General features: G+C 41.9%; 16 protein-coding genes. 8 read left to right on the forward strand and 8 right to left on the reverse strand.

The genetic code is table 11. The annotated features are described in order from the left end of the window. Positions 1 to 260 precede the first annotated feature (260 nt). Positions 261 to 1,388, forward strand: coding sequence for an ATP-binding protein (locus tag BUC07_RS07760; protein WP_073168098.1), 1,128 nt, complete (start codon positions 261 to 263; stop codon positions 1,386 to 1,388). 78 nt (positions 1,389 to 1,466) lie between these two features. On the opposite strand, the gene BUC07_RS07765 is transcribed toward BUC07_RS07760, so the two are convergent. Then, on the reverse strand, positions 1,467 to 2,339 hold the full coding sequence (locus BUC07_RS07765) for a PIG-L deacetylase family protein (RefSeq protein ID WP_073168099.1): 873 nt from the start codon (positions 2,337 to 2,339) through the stop codon (positions 1,467 to 1,469). 338 nt (positions 2,340 to 2,677) lie between these two features. On the opposite strand from BUC07_RS07765, the gene BUC07_RS07770 reads away from it, so the two are divergent. From BUC07_RS07770 to BUC07_RS07790, 5 genes are all read left to right on the forward strand, one after another. Beyond that, positions 2,678 to 5,851: a SusC/RagA family TonB-linked outer membrane protein gene (locus tag BUC07_RS07770; RefSeq protein WP_083578156.1), complete on the forward strand. Its 3,174-nt coding sequence runs from the start codon at positions 2,678 to 2,680 to the stop codon at positions 5,849 to 5,851. An 18-nt stretch (positions 5,852 to 5,869) separates the two neighbouring features. After that, on the forward strand, positions 5,870 to 7,474 hold the full coding sequence (locus BUC07_RS07775) for a RagB/SusD family nutrient uptake outer membrane protein (RefSeq protein WP_083578157.1): 1,605 nt from the start codon (positions 5,870 to 5,872) through the stop codon (positions 7,472 to 7,474). Between the two features lie 25 nt (positions 7,475 to 7,499). Beyond that, on the forward strand, positions 7,500 to 9,506 hold the full coding sequence (locus BUC07_RS07780) for a hypothetical protein (protein ID WP_073168105.1): 2,007 nt from the start codon (positions 7,500 to 7,502) through the stop codon (positions 9,504 to 9,506). A 246-nt stretch (positions 9,507 to 9,752) separates the two neighbouring features. Continuing rightward, the gene (locus tag BUC07_RS07785) at positions 9,753 to 12,944 is read left to right on the forward strand and encodes a SusC/RagA family TonB-linked outer membrane protein (RefSeq protein ID WP_083578163.1); all 3,192 of its coding nucleotides are present in this window, start codon (positions 9,753 to 9,755) and stop codon (positions 12,942 to 12,944) included. A gap of 25 nt (positions 12,945 to 12,969) precedes the next feature. Beyond that, positions 12,970 to 14,508: a RagB/SusD family nutrient uptake outer membrane protein gene (locus BUC07_RS07790; RefSeq protein ID WP_073168107.1), complete on the forward strand. Its 1,539-nt coding sequence runs from the start codon at positions 12,970 to 12,972 to the stop codon at positions 14,506 to 14,508. Between the two features lie 58 nt (positions 14,509 to 14,566). Here the strand turns inward: BUC07_RS07790 and dapA are convergent, their stop codons facing one another. From dapA to ligA, 4 genes are all read right to left on the reverse strand, one after another. Further along, positions 14,567 to 15,445: a 4-hydroxy-tetrahydrodipicolinate synthase gene (dapA, locus tag BUC07_RS07795; RefSeq protein WP_073168109.1), complete on the reverse strand. Its 879-nt coding sequence runs from the start codon at positions 15,443 to 15,445 to the stop codon at positions 14,567 to 14,569. A 2-nt stretch (positions 15,446 to 15,447) separates the two neighbouring features. After that, positions 15,448 to 15,960 (reverse strand): DUF6913 domain-containing protein, encoded by a 513-nt coding sequence (locus BUC07_RS07800; protein WP_073168111.1) that lies wholly within the window; start codon positions 15,958 to 15,960, stop codon positions 15,448 to 15,450. A gap of 51 nt (positions 15,961 to 16,011) precedes the next feature. Further along, complete coding sequence (locus BUC07_RS07805; RefSeq protein WP_073168113.1) at positions 16,012 to 17,271, reverse strand: ATP-binding protein; 1,260 nt, start codon at positions 17,269 to 17,271, stop codon at positions 16,012 to 16,014. 88 nt (positions 17,272 to 17,359) lie between these two features. After that, entirely contained in the window at positions 17,360 to 19,369 is a 2,010-nt protein-coding gene (ligA, locus tag BUC07_RS07810; RefSeq protein WP_073168115.1) for an NAD-dependent DNA ligase LigA, read from the reverse strand. Positions 19,370 to 19,649: 280 nt separating this feature from the next. On the opposite strand from ligA, the gene BUC07_RS07815 reads away from it, so the two are divergent. Next, a complete protein-coding gene (locus BUC07_RS07815; protein WP_073168117.1) occupies positions 19,650 to 20,234 on the forward strand; it encodes a thioredoxin family protein in 585 nt (194 codons plus the stop codon). A gap of 69 nt (positions 20,235 to 20,303) precedes the next feature. Here the strand turns inward: BUC07_RS07815 and BUC07_RS07820 are convergent, their stop codons facing one another. After that, positions 20,304 to 20,672: an endonuclease domain-containing protein gene (locus tag BUC07_RS07820; protein ID WP_073168119.1), complete on the reverse strand. Its 369-nt coding sequence runs from the start codon at positions 20,670 to 20,672 to the stop codon at positions 20,304 to 20,306. A 374-nt stretch (positions 20,673 to 21,046) separates the two neighbouring features. Between BUC07_RS07820 and BUC07_RS07825 the strand changes: the two genes are divergently transcribed. Further along, positions 21,047 to 22,045 (forward strand): 3-keto-disaccharide hydrolase, encoded by a 999-nt coding sequence (locus BUC07_RS07825; RefSeq protein WP_073168122.1) that lies wholly within the window; start codon positions 21,047 to 21,049, stop codon positions 22,043 to 22,045. A gap of 92 nt (positions 22,046 to 22,137) precedes the next feature. On the opposite strand, the gene BUC07_RS07830 is transcribed toward BUC07_RS07825, so the two are convergent. Together BUC07_RS07830 and BUC07_RS07835 are read right to left on the reverse strand one after the other, a co-directional pair. Next, positions 22,138 to 23,058 carry an oxidoreductase gene (locus BUC07_RS07830; RefSeq protein WP_073168124.1) on the reverse strand — a complete coding sequence of 307 codons (921 nt, stop codon included), beginning with the start codon at positions 23,056 to 23,058 and terminating at the stop codon, positions 22,138 to 22,140. 84 nt (positions 23,059 to 23,142) lie between these two features. Further along, entirely contained in the window at positions 23,143 to 24,099 is a 957-nt protein-coding gene (locus BUC07_RS07835; RefSeq protein ID WP_073168126.1) for a calcium/sodium antiporter, read from the reverse strand. Positions 24,100 to 24,191 lie beyond the last annotated feature (92 nt).

The raw sequence follows: 24,191 nt of genomic DNA on the forward strand, positions 1-24,191 counted from the left end.
CCGCAGATTCCGCAGATAAACGCTGATTATTTTATTTTCTGCGAAAACCTGCGAAATCCCAGCCTGCGTCTGGCAGGAGCGGGAGATTTACTTTTTATTCACTCAAAGTGAGGCTATGACTAATTTGGTTACTTTTCCAACATCATGAAAAGCCAACTGATTTCTTCATCTGCAAAATTATCGGAACTAATATTCTGAAGAATTGCATATTTGTTAAATTTATTTTACATTTAAACCGTTTATTTGTAAATTATAGTTGCATGATAATACGAAATTTTTGGTTGCAGCAGTTAAATGAAGCATGGAAAGAAAGATCATTGATTTGGTTATCGGGTGTACGCCGAAGTGGTAAAACCACTTTGTGTAAAATGGTTCCTGATGCTATTTACATGAATTGTGATTTGCCCTCTGTGGTACGACAAATTGAAGATCCGGAATTTTTTTTTCACAATGTGACAGGAAACAATATAGTTATCTTCGATGAAATTCACCGAATTGAAAATCCAAGTGCTGTTTTAAAAATTGGGACAGATGAATTCCCCGAAATAAAAATTCTTGCCACGGGGTCTTCTACACTTTCTGCAACTAAAAAATTTAGGGATTCATTAGCCGGTAGAAAAGTACAGCTCTTTTTACCTCCTGTACTTTGGTCGGAATGCAACGCTAATTTTGGCATTTCTGATTTGGATCGTCGTTTAATTAGAGGAGGATTGCCTGAATTTCTCCTTGCTGATACAAAAATTGCGGAGCATTATTCGGAGTGGATGGATAGTTATTATGCCCGGGATATTCAGGAATTGTTCAATGTTAGGAATCGTACAGGTTTTTTAAAACTAATGCAATTAATTTTTTTGCAAAGCGGAGGTATGCTTGAAATTTCTTCTCTGGCAAAAGAATCTGGGTTGAGCAGGCCAACTGTAATGGCACACATTGAAGCATTAACTTTAGCTCATGCTATTTTCCCTGTGCCGCCTTTTTATGGGGGAGGCAAAAAAGAGATTGTGAAACGCCCAAAAGTATATGCTTTTGATACGGGTTTTGTTACTCATGTAAAAGGTTGGAATGAAATAAGAGAAACTGACAGAGGCATTCTATGGGAACACCTTGTTTTAGATATGCTTCGGACACAAAAAGGAAACGTATTTTATTGGGCGGATACCTATGGAAATGAAATAGACTTTATTGCAAAGGCCAGCACAGGGCAAGTTCATGCTTTTGAATGCAAAATTAATCCTGATAAATTTTCACCGAAAGCGTTGCTGAAATTTCGTGAATTTTATCCCGAAGGGAAAAATTTTTGTATTTCTCCCCATGTTCAGCATTCTTATAAATTAAGTTTTAAGGGAATTGAAGTAGAATTTCATTCCGGACTTTTCAATCAGTGGTAAATTTATTTCGATGGATAAACAACAGTAGGAGAGCTTAGCCATAGCCTCATTTCAAGTGAGGCTATGGCTCATGTTTTTTCATTCCCCCAACATCGGAAACAATTTTTTGATCTCATCATCCGAAGGCCTTCTTCCATACTCACAAATTTCGAAGGATTCGGCCACTTTTACATTTTTCGCTTTTTCTACGCCGTACCATTTTTCGAGCGATTGCCGCATCTCTTCTGTGATACGTGGCTTGCGCAATCCGGCCAGCCATTCCAGCCGTTCGTTTTCGGTTTCGGGTACTTCATCTAACCTTCCGCTGGTCCAGGGCAACCACTCAAAAAACTGTGATTCGTGTGCGGCCATACCATAAATTTTCTGGTCGTACACATCGGTAATGTCCACGGTAATATCCGGTTGAAAAGGATAAGGTTTCTGAAAGCGGTCCTGTGCATATAAAAATACCGGGTTCTTTTTTAGTGGCGGGGTATCAGTTACCACGTTCGGCACAATAACCATATAGGCAGCGTCCTGCACAAGTATTGAAGTGTTCCTGTGGTCAGGGTGATAATCGTTGGGGCGGTGGCTGATCACCACATCGGCATTCCACTGCCTGATGAGCCGTATAACTTCTTTCCGGTTTTCCAGTGTTGGCAGCAACTCTCCGTCGTGATTTTCTAAAACAATATATTTTACTCCAAATCTGTTTCCGGCTTCTTGGGCTTCAGCCCGGCGAATTTTGGCCAGTGCGCCGCCGCCTTTTTCATGGTGCCCGGCATCGCCGTTGGTTAACGAAACAAACAGCACATTGTGTCCCATTTTTGAGAATTTTATGGCTGTGCCGCCCGCGTCTCCATCGGCATCATCGGGGTGGGCACCAATAACAACTACGTTAACAGGTGATTGAGAAAATGAAAAAGGAACAAAAAAGAAAAGAGCAATCGAAATAAAAAGTAATTTCTTCATCGGACAATTAGTTTAGTATTTTAAAAAATTAAAAATAATTTTCTTTTTTTGAGCCAGCTGAATTTTTTTCGTTTTTTTTGAGTCATCTTGCATTAAATCAGTTTAATTATGACCTAAGTCATTAGATTTTATGGGGGCTGTAGTTATATTTCCATTTTTCAGCTTTTTTAAGAAAAAGATTGAACATCATTAGAGTTTATTAGTTTATGATGATTTTAAATGAATAATAGTTTGAAAAGTTCAATTAATTGTGAAAATATGTTAATCACTGAATTTTTTTTTATATTAGCCCTCCTATTTGTGAAAAAGAGTGAGTTATTAATTTTAAAATTTGATCTATGAAAAAAATTGCACTATTCTTTACGATTCTTCTTTTCATAGGAACTTTGGCATCTCACGCCCAAACGAGGATGATAACCGGTACGGTTACTTCTTCGGAGGACGAAATGCCAATTCCGGGAGTTTCGATTTCTGTTAAAGGGACAACTTTGGGAACTGTTACCGACCTCAACGGTGAATTCAGCATCGATGTTCCTGAAGATGCTCAAACTCTGGTTTTTTCCTTTATTGGTATGGGAACCAGAGAAGTTGATATTACCTCAGGTACTACATTTAATGTAGTAATGGAACCTGATATTTTAGGTATTGACGAAGTTATGGTGGTTGCCTACGGTACATCCACCAAAGGTTCATTTACCGGTTCTGCCGCGGTTATGGACAATGAAAAACTTGAAAAACGGCAGGTATCCAATGTTTCAAATGCATTGGCGGGAGCAGTCGCCGGTGTTCAGGTATTGAGTGACAACGGCCAGCCTGGTACTTCCGCTACTGTTCGAGTGCGTGGCGTGGGGTCTATCAATGCCGAAATGGATCCGTTATATGTTGTTGATGGTATCCCGTTTGACGGTGACCTCTCTTCACTTAACAGTTCGGATATTGAGTCGATGACAGTATTGAAAGATGCTGCATCCACTGCTTTGTATGGTTCACGCGGTGCCAACGGAATCATCATGATTACCACCAAAAAAGGTACTGCCGGAGAACCCAGGGTTACACTGGATGTTAAATATGGTGTAAATTCACGGGCGATTGAAAACTATGATGTGTTAACCAGTCACCAGAATTATACTGAAACTGCATACAGATCAATTTACAATGCTGGTATTTATAACTTAGGCTACACGCCAACCCGGGCCAATGCTTATGCAAACGAAAAAATTATCACCAATACTGAAGGTGGTTACGGGTACCAGATTTATACTGTTCCCGAAGGTGAACTTATTATTGGTAAAAATGGCAAGTTAAATCCCAATGCTCAGTTAGGATATAATGACGGTACTTATTATTATACACCAGATGACTGGGCTGATGAAACTTTTCAGCAAAATCCGAGACAAGAATACAACCTGTCGATTTCAGGTGGTAATGACAAGCAAAATTACTTCATGTCTTTTGGCTATATGGATGACCAGGGAGTTGTGCCAGGTTCTGGATTTACCAGGATTTCAGGTCGTTTCAACGGTGACCATGAAGTGAAAAGCTGGTTAAAAGTTGGCGCAAACGTAAACTATAACCAAATAACCAGTGACTATCCGGGAGAACAGGTAACTACCAACTCCAGCGGAAATGCTTTTTTTATAGCAAACTACGTGGCTCCTGTTTATCCGATTTATGTGCGGGATGGAAGCACTCAGGATATATTATTGAATAATGGTCGTAAAGTTTATGATTACGGTGATGGTGTGAGTACTAACTATTCACGTTCGTTTATGCAAATTGCCAACCCTGCAGGTGACCTGGTTTATAATAAAACCGATTATTTGATGGATATCGTGAATAGTTCATGGTATGCAGAAATTAAGCCTGTCGTAGGATTGACGATTACAGCAAAATATGGTCTTAATGTTGACAATACCAAGTATAACGACCTTGGTAATGCATACATGGGGCAAAGTGCTTCGTATGGTGGTACGGCCTATCAGGAACAGACTCGTACAACCGGATTTGACCAGCAGTATATTGCTTATTACCAGCGTGAATTTAATGATGTACACCAATTTGATTTAACAGTTGGTTACGATGGGTATTCCTATGCTGAAGAGTACGTTTTTGCAACTGGACAAAACCTTTACAATCCTGAAAGTTATTATGTGAATAATGCCATTGACCAAATTAGGGGCGGAGGTGCAAAAGATACTTATGCAACCCAGGGGATTTTAGGCCGTTTAAATTATTCTTATAACGATACCTACTTTGCAAATGTGACGTACCGTCGCGATGCTTCTTCACGTTTTCATCCTGACAATCGCTGGGGAAACTTTTGGTCGGCAAGTGCAGCATGGATGTTAAACAACGAAAGTTTTCTTGCCGGTGTTTCGTGGGTTGATATGTTGAAATTAAAAGCCTCCTACGGACAGCAAGGAAACGACAATATTGGTAACTATTACGCCTGGCTTGACCAATACGAAATGACAGGTGCCGAAGGTGTTTTCTCTGACGGAACATTAACTTATAAAGGTAATCCGGATTTAACCTGGGAAACTTCTACCTCTTATAATGTGGGAGTTGATTTTGGTTTCTTCAAGAACCATTTGTCAGGAACAGTGGAGTATTTTGGCCGTAAATCAGCCGATATGCTCTATTATAAGCCGGTTGCTGCAAGTTTGGGATATACTGAAATTCCAATGAATATTGGTTCAATGACCAACTCCGGTCTTGAGGTTGACCTTAACTCGAATATTTTGAACCTGAATAATTTAACCTGGAATGTATATGCGAATGCTACCTTCATTAAAAATAAAATTAATGAACTGCATCCCGATTTGGAAGGTGATTTAATTGATGGTACACGCATTTATGAAGAAGGTGAATCGATGTACAGGATGTACCTGGTTGATTACGCAGGAGTAGATCCTGAAACTGGGATGGCACAATACTGGGCCGAAGATGAAGACGGTGGTGCCATTAAAACAAGTGATTATTCAATAGCAACATCTTACAAAATTGCTACTGAGGACTTGTTGCCAAAAGTTTACGGAGGTTTTGGTACTTCTGTTGAAGCCTACGGAATTGATGCTTCAGTACAGGTCTCTTACCAATTGGGAGGTCAGATTTATGACTCAGGATACCGTAGATTAATGCACAACGGAATGTCGAGCTTTGCCGGAAACAATTGGCACAAGGATATCTATAATGCATGGACACCTGAAAATACCAACACCGATGTACCACGGCTGAATGCAAATGACAGGTATGCCAACTCCACCTCAACACGTTTTATTACCAGCTCTGATTACCTGAGTTTGAATAATATAACTGTTGGGTATTCTTTACCTTCTGACATTAGCAACCAGTTAAAATTTGAAAGAATTCGTGTGTATTTCGCTGCTGATAATGTAGCGCTGCTGACCAGCCGTAAAGGATTAGACCCGCGCCAAAGTTATATTTCTGCAACTACCGCGCGATATACTCCTATTCGTTCAATTTCGGGAGGTCTTAATTTAATGTTTTAATTATTAAAGTAGATTATTATGAATAGAAAATATATTATCTTATTACTGGTATCCTTTTTCTTTGCCACAGTAGGCTGCGAGGATCTGGATACACTCCCAGAAGGAGACACGATTACGACTTCGCAAAAAGAAGAAGTTTTGGATAATGATCCTTCAAAGGCAGTAGCTGGTGTAAATGCCATATTTGCACAGTTCACTCAGTACATGCCTAATGAAACTGCTCTCGGGGCAGAACGTCACAACGATTTTGGCTATCCTTCAGTAATGCTGTTTACTGACCACAACGGATACGATTTGGTATCGGATGATAATGGTTATAACTGGAATGGTAATAACCTTGAATATTCTGACCGTGAATATACTTCCAACGAAGGCCAAATTTTGTGGAATGATATGTATGCCATTATCAGTTCTGCCAATAACGTGATTGATGCCATTGATCCGGAAACAGAAGATCCTACTTCCCAGTATTATCTGGCACAAGGCCTGGCTGCCCGATCTTTTAGTTACTGGGTGTTGGCACAGCTATACCAATTTAATTACGTAGGTAACGAATCAGCACCTTGTGTGCCGATTATTACCAATGAGAATTCCAATGAAGCTGCGCTCGATGGCTCTCCACGTGCTACAGTTCAGGAAGTTTACCAATTGATTACATCGGATATTGACAACGCAGTAAATTTATTGACTTCTGCTGAAGAAAACGGAATTGTCCGTGCCGATAAACGGTATATTAGCCTTGCCGTTGCTTATGGATTACGCGCCCGAGTTAATTTAACAATGCAAAATTGGAGCGAAGCGGCTGCTGATGCCACCAAGGCTATCGAAGTTTCTGGTGCTACACCTGCTTCAATTGCTGATGTAAGCAAGCCTTCATTCTGGAGTTCCGACGAATCGAACTGGATGTGGGGGATTATTGTTAAGGAAACCGACGATGTTGTTTCTTCAGGTATTGTGAACTGGCCATCGCACATGGGCTCGCTTAATTATGGTTATGCCAACTTCTCCGGTGGAAAGCAAATTAACAAATCGTTATTTGAATCCATTCCCGAAACGGATGTGCGCAAAGGCTGGTGGTTAGACGAAAATGAAACTTCACCAAATTTAAACAAAGCTGAAGCTGAAGCAGCGGCTGGATATGGTTATCCTGCTTATACCCAGGTGAAATTTGCTCCATATAACGAGGAGCCCAAAACTTCAACAAACGCAAACGATATTCCGTTAATGCGCATTGAAGAAATGTATTTAATTAAGGCCGAAGCCGAAGCAATGAGTGGTGGTGATGGCAAAACTACTCTTGAAAGCTTTGTGCAGAATTATCGTGATCCGGGATATGTTTGTAATGCTTCATCACCCGAAGGAATTCAGGAGGAAGTATTTTTTCACCGCAGGCTCGAACTTTGGGGTGAAGGGATGAACTGGTTTGATATTATGCGTTTAAATAAAGATGTAGATCGCAGGGGCGGAGCATTCCCAAATGCCACTATGGTATTTAATATTCCGGCCGGAAGCGATATTTTATTGTGGCGTATTCCCGAGGCCGAAATTCAGGCAAACCCTGCTTTGACTGAAGGAGATAACAACCCAGCCGTACCGGCACCTTCGCCAGTTGCAGATTTATAAAGTTTCACATCTATAAAAGAAAATTATGAAAATTAATAAATTATTGATAGCAATTTCTGTTTTGGTTGCTCTTGCAGTAGCAGCCTGCAGTGAATTCGAAGATACTGTTGAGCCGAGCCCGGCTGTACCTGATGGATGTCAGGGGGTTTATTTCCCGGCTTCAAATACAAGCGCATATGAATTAGAACCAACAGAACCCACTCAAATTACGATAACAATTGCTCGTGAGGTTTCATCCGGTGCAGTTGAGGTTCCTGTAAATGTTGAAGTAAATGATGAAGATGTTTATAACGTTCCGTCATCCATTAGCTTTGCAGATGGTGAAACAGAAGTGGATTTTACAGTGACTTTTCCTGATGCCGGTGAAGGAACAACTTATAACTTGAAGTTGGCCGTTGAAGGCGATGAATATGTTAATCCGTATGCATCAGCACTACCCTATGTAACCACCAGCGTGACACGCATCAAATGGGCAGCTGTTGAAGAACCTATGGTTTATGTGGATGGAACAGTGGCTTATTTTTATGGGGTAGAAGCCCTGCCGATGTATGTGAATGCTGAGAAAGCTGAAGTTACAGGTATGACCCGCTATCGTTTCAAAAATGCATACAGAGTAGCTCCAACTGGAGAATGGGTTGGAGAAGAATATGAAGCTATCCCGGATGAAGATGGAATTTATGACGGATTTCCATATAATTATCCGGGTGATTTTGATGAAAACAACGATTATTATACCATAATCGAAATCGATAATGCAACCGGTGAGGTATTTATGTATGCTCATGAATTGGGCATGGCATGGGGTGATGGAATGTTTTCTATAGGATCTGTATATAATAATTTATCTGACGATAAAGCCTCTTATCCATTAGGAACAATTGTGGATGGGGTTATAACTTTTCCGAGTAATTCTTTATTTGTAAGTGAAGCAGAATATAATGATGGTGGTAAATATCCAGCTTCTGTACCTACTTATATTTACTTGACCAAAGATGCTTTCATCGCTGCCAACCTGAAGATTGATGATTTTAACGATGTGGAATACGAAGCCATCGCAGGTGAGGTTGGAGAGTTTGAATCTGCAGCATACAGCGATAACTGGAGTCAAACATTGTCAATGGCCATTGATATCGATCCGGAAAATGAGGAGAGTGAATACAAGAACCTCTATTATTTGTCGAATCTCTATGCCGAAGGTTATGGTGTTGCTTTCTACTACAATGAGGAAGAAGAAAGCGTAACAATTCCTGAAAATCAGTCGATTGGTGCTGAATTTATGGGGAAAGACATTTATGTTTCACCCAGCGATAGTATTGAATCATCCGTTGTGGTAAATGCCAAAGGGGTTACCATTTACACCCTGGGATTAATATTCCACTTTGAAGATGGAACCATTGTTGGCGAATTCGCCGAAACATTCTTCTATTCTGAAGATGCCGTATCGTACGACAAAGAAGATTTCCTTGGTGATTTCGTAATGTCAGGATTGAGTCAGTTCGGTGAAGCAGACGCTAATATGGAAATAAACATTGCCGAAGGTGAAGATGAGAATTCGTTGGTTATAACTGGTATTGATTATGCTGCCGAAGTTATTGCTTCATTTGATCCGTCAACCAGTATTATGTCTGTTACACCGCAGGTGTTGCCCGATATTGTGACCGAATCGGCTACATATGATGCAACGTTATACACTACCGATGCTGAAGGTGTCAGTACAACTGCTGTTATGGATTTCACATTCAATATGCAGGGCAACCTGGTTATGACATCAACAAGCCAGGGAGATGGTTATCTTATAAATAGCGAGGCTGCAGGTGGCTGGTTGGATGGATACTACAACTTAGTATTCTCACCATTGCAAACTAAGTCTGCATATATCAATACACAAAACTTTGCTTCCTTTAATGTTCGTTCCTCAGCAAACCTAATTATAAAACAAGATTTAGGTGCTGGTAATAATTTCGAAATTCAAGGGAAAAAAGCACCCAAAAAATTTAGAAAGGATAGGACTCAGATAGATATAGTATTCTAAGCTATTTCTGAATTATAATTTTTTAATAAAGAGGATGTCAATATGGCATCCTCTTTATTTTTTAGTGCATCAGTAAAATTCAGTAGAATGAATAGATATTATGACTTTCAGCGAGAAAAGTGGGAAGTATTGTTTTTACTCGTAAGGAATATAATAACTTTGCATTCCTTGTTTGGTGCAGTGGTTTTTTGGTTCATACCATTGCATTTAAGAGAGAGAGAGAATACCGAATCAAAGCAAATATTTATGAAGAAAATTGCGCTAATGCTGTTAACCATTGCCTTGGCTGGTTTTCAGGTGATTAATGCCCAACCTCGGCGCATATCAGGTAGCGTAACCAATTCTGAAGGCAATACGCCAATTCCGGGAGTATCGGTTGTGGTGAAAGGAACAACTTTGGGAACAGTTACCGATAGTGACGGGAAATATGTTCTTACCATTCCCGGAGAAGCCCGGACTTTAATCTTTTCATTTGTGGGGATGCAAATGGCAGAAGTGGCCATTCAGGGAGCAACTGTTGATGTGGTTATGGAACCTGATGTTATTGGCGTTGATGAAGTGATGGTAGTGGCTTACGGAACGGCCACCAAAGAATCGTTTACTGGTTCGGCTTCGAAAGTGGAAGGTGAAAAACTGGCCGGCAAAAATACATCGGAAATTACCAAAGCACTTGCAGGCGAAGTGGCGGGCGTGCAGGTTATCAACTCTTCCGGCCAGCCGGGTACAACCGCTTCTCTGCGCATAAGGGGATTCGGTTCGGTTAATGCCAGTCGCGAACCGCTGTACATTGTTGATGGCATTCCGTTTAATGGTAACCTGGCCTCCATCGACCCGGCCGATATTGAATCCACCACCGTTCTGAAAGATGCATCGGCCACCGCAATTTACGGAGCACGGGGCGCAAATGGTGTGGTGGTTATCGCCACCAAAAAAGGATTGAAAAACAAACAGGTTATCGATGTGGATGTAAATTACGGAATAAACCTTCGCCTGATTCCGCTCTACAATGTTATTGATTCGCCTGAAGAATATGTGCAGTTGAGCTGGGAAGGACTGAAGAATAAATACGTTTCGCAGGGAATTGGAAATCCCGGGCAAGTGGCTGCCGAAGATGTTTTTTCAGTAGGCAACGGTTTGTCTCCCTACTATAATATGTGGAATGCGGATGACAATGAGCTGATTGACCCGGCCACAGGGCAGTTTACAACTACCGAAAGAAAATATACCCCGGAAAACTGGGCCGACGAAGTTTTCAGCACGTCAAAACGCCGGGAAGCAAGTGTTCGACTGAGTGGCGGCGGAGAAAACGGAAGCTACTACACATCGGTTGGATACCTCAATGACGAAGGATATTATGTGGGGTCCGAATTCGACCGCTTCAGCACACGGGCCAACATCGATCAGGAGTTGCGGGACTGGTTGTCTGCCAATCTGAACCTCAGCTATTCATACATGGAAAGGAATTCTCCAGGGCAAAGGGAGGTGGCCAATAACGGGTTTTTCTTTGTAAATGAAATGCCCCCTGTTTATCCGGTTTACGTGCGCGATGAAAATGGAAATAAAGTAGAAGACTCCAAAGTGGGCGGATTTCTTTATGATTATGGTTTCGACCGTGGAACGGGGACCCGTGGCTTTGGGGCAAATATCAACCCGGCCGGTGCTGCCCGGCTCGACAGGGATTTTTACATCATTCATAATTTTGCAGGAAATGCCGCCGTGGAAGCTCGGTTTCTGAATAATTTTCGTTTCAATACCAATTTTGGTATGCAATATTACGGGCAGAATAATTCCAAACTTACCAATCCGTTTTACGGCGATGCCGAAGGACTCGGCAGAATCTTAAAGCGGCAGGATAACCGGTTTTCTTACACCTGGAATCAAATTTTAACGTATCGTAATGCTTTTGACAAACACAGTATTGAAGCTTTTATCGCCCACGAAAACACACTTTACCGCGATGCATTTATGGAGGGGCAGAAATCGAATATCGCTCGGCCATACAATATTGAATGGACCAACGCGGTAATAATGGACTGGATGGATTCCGAGGTGGTGGATTATGCCCTGGAAAGTTTTTTCGGACAGGCAAAATACAATTACGACGGAAAATATTACCTGTACGCCACCGCACGCCGCGACGGCACTTCGCGCTTCCCGGATAATAAATGGGGCACATTCGGTTCGCTTGGTGCTGCATGGATGCTCAACAAAGAATCATTTTTGGCCGGCACTCACTGGATCAACCTCCTGAAGCTGAAAGCCAGTGTGGGCACATTGGGAAACCAGGACATCGGTAATTACCCTACCTTCGACCAGTATTCAATTTCAAATTTGAATGATGAATTGTCGTTTAGCTTTGATTACAAAGGAAATCCGGGTTTAACATGGGAAAGTTCCAATTCATTCAATACCGGAATTGAGTTTGGTTTGGCCAATGTAATTTCGGGGCAGATTGAATATTTTACGAAAAAAACAACCAACCTGCTGTTTTACAAACAGGTTGCCCCTTCGCTTGGATTTTCCCAGGTACCCGTAAACGATGGGGAACTTTTAAATTCAGGCTTTGAATTTGAATTGATTGGACACCTGATAAATACCGGCAAAGTGACGCTCGATTTACGAGTTAACGGAGGAAATTACAGGAATAGAATCACACAGATGCCCATTGATGATTCAACCGGTGAAGAAAAAATACTGGAAGTTCAGGAAACTTATGCCTATTCGGAAGGACATTCGATTTATGATTTTTATGTGAGGGAATTTGCAGGCGTTGACACTGAAACCGGACTCTCGCTGTGGAACCGCTATTATAATGAAGTTGGCGGTGAGCGGGAATATATTGTTGACATGGTAACCTACCGGAATGAAAATTCAGTTTCGGAATTGGGGGTTGAAACCACTGCCGATTATAACAAAGCCACAAAAAAATATATCGATAAATCGGTTGTTCCGGACTTAACCGGCGGTTTTGGGCTCGATTTTTCCTGGAGTGGGTTCGAACTTACGTCGCAGTTTGCCTACAGTATTGGAGGGCACTCGTACGACAACATTTATGCCTCCCTGATGGGAAATCATTTGCCCGGAAAAAGCAACTGGTCGAAGGATATTCTCAACAGGTGGCAGCAACCGGGCGATGTAACCGACGTGCCGCGCCTTTCCTCCGATTTCGACAAAAATGTCAATGCTACCTCTTCCCGGTTTATTGTCAGTAACGCTTTTCTCAACTTAACCAATGTGAGGTTATCGTACACGTTGCCAGCATCGGTCACCAAAACTGTTGATATTGGGCGGGCATCTTTATGGGTTTCCGGCGATAACCTGTTCATGTTGACTGCGCGCCGGGGGTTTATTCCGGTTGGCGCTGAATCGGGTAGCTCAAGAACAACGCGGTATGCGCCGTTGAGTACCATCGCGTCTGGAATTAAGCTGCAATTTTAATTGAGAAATTTAAAAAATCAGCAAAATGAATAATCATATAAAATCATTTTTATTGCTCACGGTTATTTCCTTTCTGCTTACAGCCTGCAGCGAAGATTTTCTCGACCGTGAACCGTCGGGGCCAATAACGGCAGAACAGTTGCAAGAAGCATCGAAAACCAATCCGGATATATCAAAAGCAATGGTTTCGGGGATTTATTCGCTCACTTTTGCCCAGGGAACCGGAGGCACCACAGGACACGATGATTACGGACAGAAATCGATTGATATTGCCACTGATTTAATGAGCGGCGATATGACACTGGGCGGTAAAACTTACACCTGGTTTTCCGGTGTGTATGAATTAAAAGACCAAAAGATGACGGATCTCCGCCCGTCGATGAACTGGCGATATTATTTTACCATTATAAAAGCTGCCAACGAGGTTATCGATGGTCTGGGGGGAAGCGATGCCATGCCCGAAGACCCAACCAACCGCGCTTATTTCGGGCAGGCAAAAACCCTGCGTGCGTATGCTTACTTTTATTTGGACAATCTTTACCAACATACTTATGATGGAAACCAAAACAAACCCTGCGTGCCGGTTTACGAAACACAGTTAACCACCGAAGCACAACCGCTCGCTACGGTTGAGCAGGTTTACAGCCTTGTTATAAAAGATTTGGAAGATGCTGTTGAAGCGCTCGAAGGATATGAACGAACCAACAAAGTTGAAATTAATAAATATGTGGCGCAGGGCTATCTTGCCTATGCCTATTTAACCACCGGGAATTATGCAGGTGCTGTTGAAGCAGCCAACGATGTAGTAACCAATGGCGGCTTTACGCTGATGAGTGCCGGTGAAGTAATTGAATCCGGTTTCAGAAATGTTGCCATCCCGGGATGGATTTGGGGAGTAGATTTGACAACTGATAATACTTACGCACTGGCCAGCTTCTGGGGGCACATGGATATTTTCACATTTAGCTACGCCGGTGTGGGCGATTACAAGGGAATTGACCGTAATTTATGGGAACAAATTCCCGAAACCGACGTGCGTAAAGGTCAGTTTGTAAATATGTTTAATGATGGCGGCCTGCTGCCTGTCTGGAAATTTTATCATGAAGCCCGGACACCATTGAGCGACCGCACATGGACAAATGATTTGCTCTACATGCGTGTGGCCGAAATGTACCTGATAAAAGCCGAAGCTTTAGCGAGAGACGGAAAAGATCCTGAAGGGGCACTGGCCCTTTGGGAACTTGTTAAAGAACGCAACCCGGCAGCCGAAAACCGGATTAAATCGCTTAGAGGTGAGGATCTACTGAATGAAATTTATTTTCAGACCCGGATTGAATTATGGGGCGAAGGGAAAAGTTACCTCGCCATGAAACGGTTTAAAGCAACCAATGTTCGCGGTCCGAACCACATGGATTTGGCCGGTGAGGTAATCGCCCACGACGATCCGCGTATGCGTTTTGAAGTGCCCGAAGATGAGGTGAACAACAACCCGTTCATTTCAATTGGCGAAATTGCTGCCATCCCCGAAAAGAGCGGATCAGCAACATCATTTTCAAAAAAGTAATTGCAACAAAAAACCGGTAAGCATATACTCACCGGTTTTTTTGTGGTTATGCAACTGATTAGCTCAGCTTTTGATATTCTTCTTTAATTTTCAGGTAGGTTTCTTCGCTGATACGATACAGCGGCGACCGCAATTCATTTTCAATGATTCCCTGAATATTCAGCAGCGCTTTAATTCCACCCGGATTTCCTTCCTTAAACAGCAGTCCAAGCATTTCTGTCAGCTCGAAATGGATTTTACGCGCTTCAGCAAAATTCCCTTCCATTCCTAAATGGATCATGCTGCTCAGTTTTTGGGGTAATGCATTGGCTACAACTGAAATTACCCCTCTGCCACCAACTGAAAGGATGGGAAGCGCCATGGGATCGTCGCCCGAAATAACTGAAAAATGATCGGGGCTGTATTTGTTAATTCTGGTGATTTGGGTCAGGTTGCCCGAAGCTTCTTTTACAGCAACAATTTTCTCAGATGCTTCGGCCAGCCTGATGGTGGTTTTGGCTTTCATGCTCACTCCCGTGCGCGACGGAACATTGTATAGGATAATGGGCACAGGACTCTCTTTTGCAATGGCCTTGTAGTGGTTGAACATCCCTTCCTGCGAAGGTTTGTTGTAGTACGGCGTAACAATAAGCAGCCCGTCAACTTTGTTGAAATTGAATTTATTGATCTGTTTAATGATTTTGCGGGTGTCGTTTCCTCCCATGCCAACCACCAGCGGCAAGTCGCCTTTTTTCTCTTTTACAAAAGTTACCACTTCGGCCTTTTCGGTTGCCGTGAGGGTAGGGGTTTCGGCAGTGGTTCCCAGAGCTACCAGGTAATCCATGCCGCCTTTTTTCTGGTTGTCGATAATTCTTTCAAGCGAATTAAAATCAATTTTATTTTCAGTGGTGAATGGCGTTACCAAAGCTACGCCGGCACCTGTAAAACGATGATTCATAATTATGTAGTTTTATTTAATTGTGCAAGATAATAAATTTGTTGCTGAGCAAGGTATAATGCATCCTGCTTGCCGGAGATGTTAATATTGAGGTCAAAAAAATTGCTTTTTTGGGGCGACCAGCCAATTTTGAATTTGGCACGACTGAGTGCTGTGATGTAATCGAGCACAAGGTTTTGTTCCAGTGCGATGTTGAACAAAACATCGAACTCCGTTTCAATAAATTCGTCAACCGGCCCGGGTTTAGGCAATCCCAGCCAGTTTAAATCTTTTGAAGTAATGATGCTTGTGTCTGCCGGCACACCGGCGTGATCTTCGTACACGCAAATATTTCTGAAAATGACTTTGTCGCGTGCAAAGTAATCGTGAAGGAATTGAAAGGCCGCTTTTTCATCAGGCCGCCAAACCACTCCCACCTTCCTGGCTTGATCCGGATGAAGTAGTTCAACCTGCCTTTCTGTGGCTTTTATTTTTTTGCTGAGCGTGTAGTACGCAATTTTTTCAATTATCTTCATCGGTAGCGCAAATGTAATGAAATGAAAAAATACTTTTTAAGCGCAGTGTATTTAATTTGAGAAATTCAAAAGCCATTTCCAAACCGGGATAAAACTAATTTTGTTTTTTCCTGAATCCACTTTCTTTTCAATGTCGAGTGTAATAATGACCATTGATCTTGTTTCAACAGTTTCTGAAAGTGCCTGCATTGCATTAATTTCACGGTTTTCTGTTTCGGGTTTGGTTAGTTTATATGAAACCTGTAACATTAATTTCTCCTCAGGAACATAAAAATCAACTTCATAATTTTTTTTCAAAAAATAAAAATCATTTCCGTATGTGCGCTTCAATTGCAGTGCAACTATATTTTCCAGTAATATTGTTTCGGGATTCAAAAGAAAGAGTGATAAGATTCCATTATCAATAAAATAGTACTTTCCAGATGTTTCCTTTTCGGTAATTTTTGCAAAGTAATTTTCTATTTTAAAAACCAGCCATGATTCATGCAGGTGGCTCAAATATTCAATTATTGTTGCCGTTCCGATTTTTATCCCCAATGACTGAATTATGTTTCGTATCCGTGTAAAAGTTATCTCATCGTGTACGCTTTCGGCTAACTTTTTAACCAATATTTTGAGTGCAAAATCGTTTCTGATTTTATAACGGGTAATAATATCTCCAAAGAATATTTTACTGTATAAATTTCTTAGCCATAGTTTTTTTTCATCAAACTTGTTTATTTCAGGAAAGCCGCCAAAATAAAAATAGGTTTCAAATAGTTTTCTGATCTCAAACCGTTGAGATGAATATTCCCAATTTTTCTCAGGAATTAGTTGGTTCATCTTTAAATATTCTTCAAATGATAACGGAAAAACTTCATATATCTGAAAACGCCCACCCAGTATAGTAGCAATCTCACGGCTTAACATTTGAGCATTACTTCCGGTAATGAAAACCTGATAATTTTGATCAGCGAGTCTGCGTGCAAATTTTTCCCAACCGTGGATGTTTTGAATTTCATCTAAGAAGATTAAAGGTTTATCATTAAAAAGTTCGCGGAATGCTTCAATTATTTGATTTAAGTCATTTGTTTTAAGTTCAATCAGCCGCTCGTCTTCAAAATTGATATAAAGTATCTGAGATAAATCAGTTCCTTCAGAAAGTGTGTCTTTAATGTATTTCAACATAGTATAGGTCTTCCCGGCGCGCCGGGCACCTATGAGTACGTAGTTGCCCTGTTTTTCCAGTTTGTTGTCCCTTTCATAAAGATTGACATCTTTTATGAACTCCTGATTTTCAATGATTATTTGTTTTATTATTTCTTTATCCATCTATTTTGTTTCGTATGTAGAACAAATATAGTGTAATTTGTTCTGTATATAAAACGATATAAATAATATTTATTTTGTGTGTAGAACACTATGTTTTCAATAAGTGTAAAAATTCCGCTTCGGAAATAACCGGGATGTTGAGTTTTTCAGCTTTTTCGCGTTTGCTTGGCCCCATGTTGTCGCCGGCAAGTAAGTAACTGGTTTTTTTTGAGAGTGACCCTACATTTTTGCCACCGTTTTTTTCAATCAGTTGTTTCAACTCGTCACGCGAGTGCTTCTCAAAAGTTCCCGATATAACAATGCTCAAACCGCTGAGTTTATCAGTCCGGTCACTCAGCTGGTCTTCACTGATCTGAAATTGCAGGCCCTGTTTTTTCAAAAATTCAATCATTTCGATGTGTTCCGGTTTAGAGAAGAAATCGATAATACTCTCGGCAATCCGGTCGCCAATTTCATCAATGGCTACCAATTCATCTTTGGTTTTATTCCTGATGTTATCGATAGAGTGAAGTTCTTTTGCCAGTATTTTGGCCACTGTTTCGCCCACGTAGCGGATTCCCAATGCAAAAAGCACTTGTTGAAACGGGGCTTTTTTCGATTCTTCCAAACCATCCATAATGCGTTGTGCCGATTTTTCCTGGAAACGTTCAAGTTGAAGCAGTTGCTCTTTTTCGAGACGGTACAAATCGGCAATTCCTTTGGCCAGTCCCTGGTTGTACAGCAGTTCAATCGTTTCCTGCCCCAGCCCGTCAATGTCCATCGCTTTTCGGCTGACAAAATGTTCCATTTTGCCTTTGATTTGTGGCGGGCAGCCCACCTCGTTCGGGCAGTAATGCGCTGCTTCGCCCTCTTTACGTTCGAGCGGAGTGCCGCACTCCGGGCAGTTTTTGATAAACCGGACCGGTGCCGACATGGGGTGTCGTTTTGCGGGATCCACTCCCGTAATTTTGGGAATAATTTCCCCGCCTTTTTCCACAAAAACGGTGTCGTTCAAATGCAAATCCAGTTTTTGAATGATGTCCTGGTTGTGTAGCGAAGCGCGTTTCACTATGGTTCCGGCAATGGGCACCGGGTCGAGGTTGGCCACCGGGGTAACTGCGCCGGTCCGGCCTACCTGGTACGAAACTGAGCGCAACACAGTGGAGGCACTTTCGGCCTTGAATTTATAGGCAATGGCCCAGCGTGGCGATTTGGCCGTAAAACCCAGTTCTTCCTGCACTCGCCGCGAGTTTACTTTTATTACTACTCCGTCGGTGGCAACAGGATATTCAAATCGTTTTTCATCCCATTTTTTGATGAAAGCAAAAACTTCGTCGAGGTTCTTGCATCGCTTGGTGGCTTCTGAAACTTTGAAACCCCATTCACGGGCTTTCTGTAGCATTTCAAAATGACTGTCAGCCGGTAGTTTTTCGCCGGGGATATAATAAAAATAAGCATCCAGTTTGCGCGATGCAACAATAGACGGATCCTGCATTTTCAACGTGCCGGCTGCGGCATTCCGCGGATTGGCAAACAGTGCCTCGCCGTTTTCTTCCCGTTTTTGGTTCAGTTCTTCAAATACTTTGAACGGCAAGACTACCTCGCCCCTGATTTCAAAATTTTCGGGATAATTATTTCCTCGTAATGTGAGCGGCACCGAACGAATAGTGCGTACATTGTTGGTTACATCGTCGCCTTTGGTGCCGTCGCCGCGGGTAACTGCCCTCGCCAGTTTCCCTTTTTCGTAGAGCAGGCTGATGGAAGAACCGTCGAACTTCAGCTCGCAAACGTATTCAAAATCTTCATCTACCAGCTTTTTAATGCGGGTATCAAAATCTTTCAATTCTTCTTCGGAATAGGCATTGGAAAGCGACAACATGGTGTAGCGGTGTTCCACCTGTTCAAATTCCTTGCTGATGTCGCTGCCCACCCGTTTGGTTGGGGAGTTGGGATCGTCAAATTCGGGAAACTCTTTTTCCAGTTTTTCCAGTTCGCGCAGTTGCATGTCGAAATCGTAATCACTGATTTCGGGCTGTGCCAGTACGTAATATTTGTAATTGTGATCTTCGAGTTCTTTTCGAAGTTGCACTATTTTTTGATGAGCTTCTTCGCGGTTCATTCCTGAAAACTTATTTACTATTTGAATTTCAAAACGGTTAAAAATACGTAAGATTTTTGGTTTGCATTAAACATTTAACGGATGAATTTTTTTATAAGGAGACAAGACGTTTATACACAAGTAGCAAGACAAAAAGATACAAGTATCAGGATGGTTAGACACAAGACAGAGAAACAAAAAATAAAATGAAGCATAAAACAAAATCGGTAATTCTCACAATCTTGATACCTGATACTAAAAATCTTGATACTTAAAATTTATAATCTTAAAATTTAAAATTATGGCATTTACACTGGAAATTGGAGAACAAGCAATTGATTTTAACCTGCCGGCAACCGACGGGAAAAATTACTCGCTCAGCAGTTTTAAAGATGCGAAATATTTGGTGGTGTTTTTTACCTGCAACCATTGTCCGTATGTGATTGGCAGCGATGAAGTCACTCGTAAAACAGTTGAAAAATTCAAACCAAAAGGAGTTGAATTTGTGGGCATTAATTCAAATAGCGCCAATACCTACGAAACCGATGATTTTGAGCACATGAAAAAGCGGATGGAAGAGCACAAATTTCCGTGGAAATACCTGCGCGACGAATCGCAGGAAGTGGCACTGGCCTACGGTGCGTTACGAACACCACATTTCTATGTGTTCGATGAGGATCGTAAGTTGGTTTACACCGGTCGCGGTGTGGATAATCCTCGGGATACTTCAAAAATGAAGGTAAACGACCTGGAGCGGGCGCTCGATGAGCTTACTTCAGGAAAACCGGTTTCGGTTCAGGTAACCAATCCCATTGGCTGCAACGTAAAATGGGAAGGCAAAGACAAACACTGGATGCCACCCGAAGCGTGTGATTTGGTGCTGTGACTCTCCCCTGGCCCCTCTCTACACGTAGAGAGGGGGAATTCCGGCATAGCCGGAATTGGGGTGAGTAATTTAACCTTCCACAAACTCCCTGATTTTCCTCAAAACAGCGCTGATATTTTTAAACTCCTCGTTTTTAAACCGAATAATTTTCAGACCTATGTTAGTTAATATTTCTTCCCGTCTTTCATCATAATCTTTTTGAAATTCGTGAATTTTACCATCAATTTCAATAATTAACTTTTTTTCAGCGCAATAAAAATCTGGAATAAAAAATTTGGGTTTGTTATTGATCGTATCATAAACAATTGGGTGCTGTCTTAAAAATTTAAGCCCTTTTAGTTTCCGGTTTCTCAAATTTGCCCACAAAAGTTTTTCTTCCGGAGTCATTTTTTTTCGCAATTTTCTGGCACGACTGATTGGTGTATGGTTTTCGCTCATTTTAGTTTAATTTGACTCTCCCCTGCCCCCTCTCTACACGTAGAGAGGGGGAATTTCGGCTTGCCGGAATTGGGGTGAGTAGTTTGATTTGATGCAATTTATGAATTTTATCACAAGATTTCTGGATTTTGAACGCCAAAAAACGCATTTGAATTAATTCGGAGCTCTTAATTATATTTTGCCTATTCTTCTTACCATCATTTGGAATGGAAAGTGATTCAAATCGAGGTGGTTGGATGGGTGATTCACCTAAGCACTCTCTGTCCGCAAGCTGGTGGAGGAGAGATTCCGACTTTGATTGAATTGAGCTAAGTCAACTGATTTTTTGTAAATTTGTTGAAACATAAATTTAAATCAAGTAAACCTTAAAAAAAATGAAAAAGTTATCAGTATTAATTGTAGCCCTCATTTTGGCAACCGGATTCTCCAACGCCCAAAAACCAGATGGCTTTTACGGGATGTGGAACATTGAAATTGAAGGCGGCTCGGTGGGGTGGCTTCATGTGTTTGAAAACAAATGTTTTTTGGATGCCAGGCTGCTTTGGCAGGGGGGAAGCGTGCTACCCGTGCAGCATGTTTCAGTAATTGATGGAAACCACCTGATGGTAATGCGGGCCGGGGAGCTTTCGCTTGACGGTGAAAACGGTGAACGGAAAATGATTCAACCCCATTATTTGAAAATAACCCGCAGTGGCGACCGTATTTCGGGCGTTTCGATGCAGGCGGCCCGGAACGGGATGGGAACACATAAAATGAAATTTTATGGCTGGAAATCGCCTGGTGTTCCTTCGAAACCTAATCTTTCGGATGCGACATACGGCAATCCTGTTGAATTGTTTAACGGCAAAAACCTCGACGGCTGGAAATTGCTGAACCCGAACCAGGTCAATGGTTTTAAAGTAGAAAATGGCGTTCTGGTAAACGACCCTGTACAAAAAGAAGGGGAACACATTTGGTATGGCAATCTCCGCACCGAACAGGAGTTTGAAGACTTTAACCTGACATTGGAAGTGAATATTCCCGAAGGTAGCAACAGCGGCGTTTATTTGCGCGGAATGTATGAAGTTCAGGTGGTGGATTCATATGGGAAAGAGGTTGATTCGCATAACATGGGCGCTTTGTACAGTCGAATCACTCCATCGGAAGCTGCTGAAAAACCTGCCGGCGAATGGCAAACAATGGACATTACATTGTACAAACGCCATTTAACGGTGAAACTGAACGGAACGACCATCATTGACAATCAACCGGTTTACGGACCAACCGGTGGAGCTATTAGTGCTGATCTTTACAGTCCGGGTCCCATTTATCTGCAGGGCGATCACGGAAAAGTGCTGTACCGGAATCTGGTGCTGACACCGATTGTTGAGTAATCGGGGAATAGGAGTTTTCAGACTCCTTCCCATTTTAAATATTTTATGAAATAATAACCGTCGGAATGTTCCGGCGGTTTTTGTTTGATATCTCAATTAAATTTTATCCCCGTCAACTTCTCCGAAACCTCCCACAATTTCCGGGCATCTTCTTCATTGTACGAAGCGCTGTTGGATTTTACTTTAACCGGATGACCCTTCATTTCCCTAAAACCTGATGGCCCGTAATATTCACCGCCTTTAACTTCCGGATCAACGGCAGCCCTGATTTCGGGCAAAGCGCCCATTTTACTTTCCTGTGAAATGGCTTTAAACAGTGGGCGCACCATCCGGAAGTACCATTTTTCATCGAGATAGCGAAACAAGTCGGTTTGCGAAACACCCGGGTGCGCAGCCACCGAAACACTGTCGATGTTGTTTGCTTTAAAAAAACGCTGCAATTCGTAGGTAAACAACAAGTTGGCCAGTTTAGAACGGCCATAGGCCTTCATGGGTGAATAACCTTTTCCATTTTCAAAAAGCAGGTTCCTGAAGTTCATTTTGCCCTGCTTGTGCGCTACACTACTCACATTCACTACCCGCGACTGCGATGTTTTTTTCAGAACCGGCAACAACAACCCTGTTAGTGCAAAATGTCCAAGGTGATTGGTTCCCACTTGCCCTTCAAAACCGTCTTTGGTTTTAAAATAGGGTGTTGTCATTATTCCGGCGTTGTTCAGCAGCACATCCAGCCGGTTGTGGTTTTGCTGAAAATTTTTGGCAAACCCGCGTACCGAATCCAAATCAGCTAAATCGAGTTTTGCTACTTTGATTTTTCCTTCAGGATGTTGCTGTAAAATTTCAGCCTTTGCTTTTTCTCCTTTTTCTACGGAACGGCTGGCCAGAATCACTTCTGCACCTTTCGCTGTAAATGCTTTTACCGATTCAAAACCAAGTCCGCTGTTCCCGCCGGTCACGATAATGATTTTTCCCGTAAGGTCAGGAATATTTTCTGTCGTCCAGTTGTCTGCCATTGTTAACTTTTTTGTCTAATTTTTTAATTACAAAATAAAACAAAAAAATCCTAAATATGTTTAGAAGATAAACAGAAGTTCAATTCAGATTTCTTTTGCCACCAGCATGGCCGTGTATCCCAGGTAAATTAGCAGTAAGATAGTTGCTTCCCAGCGATCCAGTTTCTTTTTTCCGCCGGTAAACATGGCAATGAAAAGGAAAAGCGTTCCCCCGGCCAGCAGATAGATGTCGATATTAAAAACAGGATTAAACGTTACCGGGGAAACCACTGCACTGGTAGCAATCACCAGAAAAATATTGAAGATGTTGGAGCCGATAATGTTTCCCACGGCAATGTTGGTGTTCTTTTTCAGAGCGGCCACCACCGAAGTAGCCAGCTCAGGCAGCGAAGTGCCAATGGCCACAATCGTAAACCCGATGATTTTTTCGCTCAACCCGAGAATTGTGGCAATTTCAACTGCATTGTTTACTACCAGCCTTCCGCCCAAAATCAGCCCGGCCAGTCCAATTACAATTAATGTTATCATTTTGAATGACGACATTGCGTTCACCTCAACCTCCACTGGTGCCTTGTCGGTTTTTGTGAGCCGGTAAACATAAAACATAAACAGGCCAAACATCAGAAACAAAAACAGTCCGTCGAGCCTCGATATTACCGGGTTATCAAGTATAAAAAAGTTATTGGCCAGCAGGAATAAAATCACCACCGCCAACAGCGAAAGGGGAATTTCTTTCCAGGTTGTACTTGACTGCACCACCAGTGGATAGATGATTCCGGTAATGCCCAGAATTAAAAAGAGATTGGCAATGTTGCTTCCCAGCACATTTCCCAAAACAATATCGTTGAAATTTTGCGATGAGGCAATCACATTTACCACCAGTTCAGGTGCCGATGTTCCAAAGGCTACAATAGTTAATCCAATTACCAAATCGGAAACATGATATTTTTTGGCCAGTGCCGATGCACCGCTTACCAACCAGTCGGCGCCCTTAATTAAAACCGCAAGGCCTAAAATCAACAATAAACTGTTTACCAACATCTGTTCACATATTTAGATGCATGTAAAAAAACAAATAATCCGCCTGATACCCAAATAATGTGTGCGAGCACACTTTTCTGTTTTAAAACATT

Source organism: Tangfeifania diversioriginum (genome assembly GCF_900141875.1).
GTDB classification, from domain to species: Bacteria; Bacteroidota; Bacteroidia; order Bacteroidales; family Prolixibacteraceae; genus Tangfeifania; species Tangfeifania diversioriginum.